The sequence below is a fragment of the Actibacterium sp. D185-2 genome (genome assembly GCF_054954595.1).
In genome coordinates this window covers 1-2,825 of record NZ_JBPWNX010000051.1, presented here as the reverse complement: position 1 = coordinate 2,825, position 2,825 = coordinate 1, and the positions used below count along the sequence as shown (strand labels likewise).

Here is a 2,825-nt window from a genome sequence, read left to right as displayed (position 1 = left end):
GTAACCGGCCGGTTGCTACCGCGGCGATTGGGCCTTGATGCGGGCGACGAGATCGGCGTCATGGACGAAGTCGTCGAGGAACTCATGCCAAGTTTTGGGAGTTATGCGCGCGGCAGTGAGCATGTCTCGGAGTTCTTCGATGCCGCGGTCTGTGAGGGCCGTAATGGCCTCTTCCGAACTGGTATAGACGCTGATGATGTCACCGTAGGTCAGATTGTCGTCGTTGGAGACGATGGCTTCAAGCAACTTGCGGTCTTCGCCGAGTATCTTCGCGACATAGTCGATCGTGCAGACATGGGTGACGGTCGCCATCAGGCGGCCTCGGCCTGAGCGGCGGCGACCGGTGTCCAGTTCCATGGGAGTAGCTCGTCGAGCCGGTTGATCTTGTGATCGTTGATGCGGTCGAGCACGTCGGCGAGGTAGGCCTGCGGATCGAGGCCGTTCAGCTTTGCGGTCTCGATGATCGTCATGGCGCGGGCCAGCGTTTCGCCGCCGGTGTCGGCGCCTGCAAAGAGCCAGTTCTTCCGACCGATGCCTATCGGACGCAGGGCGCGCTCGGCTGGATTGTTATCGATGGCAACGCGGCCATCGCTGAGGAAGAGGCTGAACGAGGCCCGGCGGGCCAGCCCATAACGGAACGCGCGCGCGAGGTCCCCCTTGCCGGGGATCCGCGTGAGCTGGCTTTCGGACCAGGCGAAGAAGGCCTCGACCTTCGGGGCGCTGTGCGTCTGCCGCGCGGCAAGGCGGATCTCGGCGGGCTGCCCGTTGATCTCGCGCTCGATGTCGTAGAGCGCGCCGATGCGGTCGAGTGCCTCGCGCGCGATGGCGGATTTCGTCTTGTCCCATTCGTCATGGAAGTCACGCCGCAGATGCGCCCAGCAGGACGCCTCCTGCAGGCGGGGCGTGCCATCGGGATCGGGTTCGTAAAGCTTGTTGTAGCCCTTGTAGCCATCGGCCTGCAGGATGCCGCGGGTCTGGGCGAGATGCCCATGCACGTGTTCCTGCTTCCAGTCCGGGGCGAAGCGGTAGACCGCCCCGGGTGGCGCGGTTCCGGCCCAAGGTCGTGGATCGCGGACATAGGCCCAGATCCGGCCCTGCTTCACCCCCTTGCCGAGGCCGCGGTCCTTGAGGGACCGGTCCAGCACCCGGATCGGGGTGTCGTCCGCATGCAGCAGGTCGCTGGCCATCACATCGGCTTCGATCCGTTCGACCAGCGGCGCCAGCACCTTCATGGCGCGCCCACACCAGTCGACCAGCGTGCTGTCCGGGATGTCGGCCCCCATGCGGGCGGAGATCTCGTTCAGGCGATACAAGGGAAGATGGTCATCGAACTTGGAGACGAGGATCCAAGCCAAGAGCGCCGCGCTCGCCATGCTACCGGGGATCGGACGGCTGGGTGCCGGTGTCTGCACCATCTTCTCACAGCGGCGGCAGGACTTCTTCAGCCGCGCGATCTGCAGGACCTTCAGCTGTGCCGCAACCAGGTCGAGCATCTCGCTCATGTCTTCGCCAACGAGCCGCAGGTCGCCACCGCAATCCGGGCAGCAGCTGCCGGGGTCGAGCTCGCGCCGCTCCCGCGGGGTAGCCTCCGAGACGCGGGGACGACGGCGGGGTTTGTGTTTGTCCACATCGCCGGTCTTCGCCTCAGGGGCAGGACCCGCCTCGTCTTCGTCCGTCGGGGTGGTGGCGCTTTCGGCGCTGGCAATCAACAGATCCTCAAGCGCCAGTTCCAGCTGTTCGATCTCGCGCTCAATCTTCTCCGAGGACTTGCCGAAGGCCTGCTTCTTGAGCTTCGCGATGCGCAGCCGCAGCGTCTGGATCAGCTGGTCATGCGCCCGGATCGTCGCCGACATCCTGGCGTTTTCCGCCTGCAAGGCGGCGATCATCGCTTTCAGAACAGCGGGATCTTCGGGGAGGATGGGCGCATCGCTTGACATGCCACCCTCTAACACACCCCATCAGGAAGCGCCATAAAAACAAGTTGTTTCAGATAGATAAATCACCCGACACGGGCCGGTGGAGCGCCCCAATCTGGCCGCCGCCAATCAATCCCTTCCCACAACATCGCCAGCTGCGCCGAGGTCAGTCGCACCGCCCCCGAGCTGGTGTTCGGCCAGGGAAAGCGCCCACGCTCGAGGACCTTGTAGTAAAGACAGAACCCCTGGCCATCCCAGTAAAGCAGCTTCAGCCGATCCCCCTTGCGGCCCCGGAAGGCAAAGACTGCACCGCCGGTCGGCTTCTGGCGCAGCACGTCTTGCGCCAGCGCCGCCAGCCCACCGATCCCCTTGCGCATATCCGTCGTCCCGCAGGCCAAATACACCCGCACCCCGGTCCCCGGCCCGATCATGCGGCATCCACCGCGCGAACCAAGCGGGACAGCGCTGCATCGTCGATGTTGCTCTCGAACCGGAGCACGCGGGCCTTGGCAAGCCGCAACTCAACCCAGACTACGGGAGTGGTAGCTGTGGTTCGATCCTCAACCACCGTCAGGTCCATCGCGGGCACCATGCCGGCGGGCAGGAACAGCACGCCCGTCTCGGGTGACCACAACCCCTTCCGCTTCAGCTCGTGACGCCACGCGTAAATCTGCTGACGCGTCACCTCGTGCCGTTGCGCAACCTGGGTCACCGTCGCGCCGTCGATCCCCACCGCGCTCACGATCGCCAGCTTCATCTCGTCGTCCCAACGCCGGCGGCGCTCAACACCCAAAACCTCGCCCCGCATAGCCCCTCCGCGCATAAGAGACGTCGTTTGCGACGTCGTTATGCACGTGTCTTAGGGCCTCACGCCGAAATCTGGCAGGCGGTGCCAACCGGGCCGTTACG

Annotated in this window: 4 protein-coding genes; all 4 read right to left on the bottom strand. The window is 64.8% G+C overall.

Features of this window, described 5'->3' with window-relative positions; all coding sequences use genetic code 11:
• Positions 1–15: 15 nt before the first annotated feature.
• The 4 genes from ACSR1C_RS20455 to tnpA all read right to left on the bottom strand — a co-directional run bounded on the left by ACSR1C_RS20455 (position 16) and on the right by tnpA (position 2,724).
• Positions 16–357 carry a hypothetical protein gene (locus tag ACSR1C_RS20455; RefSeq protein ID WP_460260852.1) on the bottom strand — a complete coding sequence of 114 codons (342 nt, stop codon included), beginning with the start codon at positions 355–357 and terminating at the stop codon, positions 16–18.
• Positions 312–1,937, bottom strand: coding sequence for an IS66 family transposase (tnpC, locus tag ACSR1C_RS20450; protein WP_460260851.1), 1,626 nt, complete (start codon positions 1,935–1,937; stop codon positions 312–314). Before tnpC ends, ACSR1C_RS20455 begins: the two co-directional genes overlap by 46 nt.
• A 62-nt stretch (positions 1,938–1,999) precedes the next feature.
• Positions 2,000–2,347, bottom strand: coding sequence for an IS66 family insertion sequence element accessory protein TnpB (gene tnpB, locus ACSR1C_RS20445; protein WP_075777367.1), 348 nt, complete (start codon positions 2,345–2,347; stop codon positions 2,000–2,002).
• Positions 2,344–2,724, bottom strand: coding sequence for an IS66-like element accessory protein TnpA (gene tnpA, locus ACSR1C_RS20440; RefSeq protein ID WP_460260850.1), 381 nt, complete (start codon positions 2,722–2,724; stop codon positions 2,344–2,346). Before tnpA ends, tnpB begins: the two co-directional genes overlap by 4 nt.
• Positions 2,725–2,825 lie beyond the last annotated feature (101 nt).

Excerpts from the sequence above, each read along its gene's own strand:
- tnpB (WP_075777367.1), bottom strand. The coding sequence starts at position 2,347 with ATGATCGGGCCGGGGACCGGGGTGCGGGTGTATTTGGCCTGCGGGACG.
- tnpC (WP_460260851.1), bottom strand. The coding sequence starts at position 1,937 with ATGTCAAGCGATGCGCCCATCCTCCCCGAAGATCCCGCTGTTCTGAAA.
- ACSR1C_RS20455 (WP_460260852.1), bottom strand. The coding sequence starts at position 357 with ATGGAACTGGACACCGGTCGCCGCCGCTCAGGCCGAGGCCGCCTGATG.
- tnpA (WP_460260850.1), bottom strand. The coding sequence starts at position 2,724 with ATGCGGGGCGAGGTTTTGGGTGTTGAGCGCCGCCGGCGTTGGGACGAC.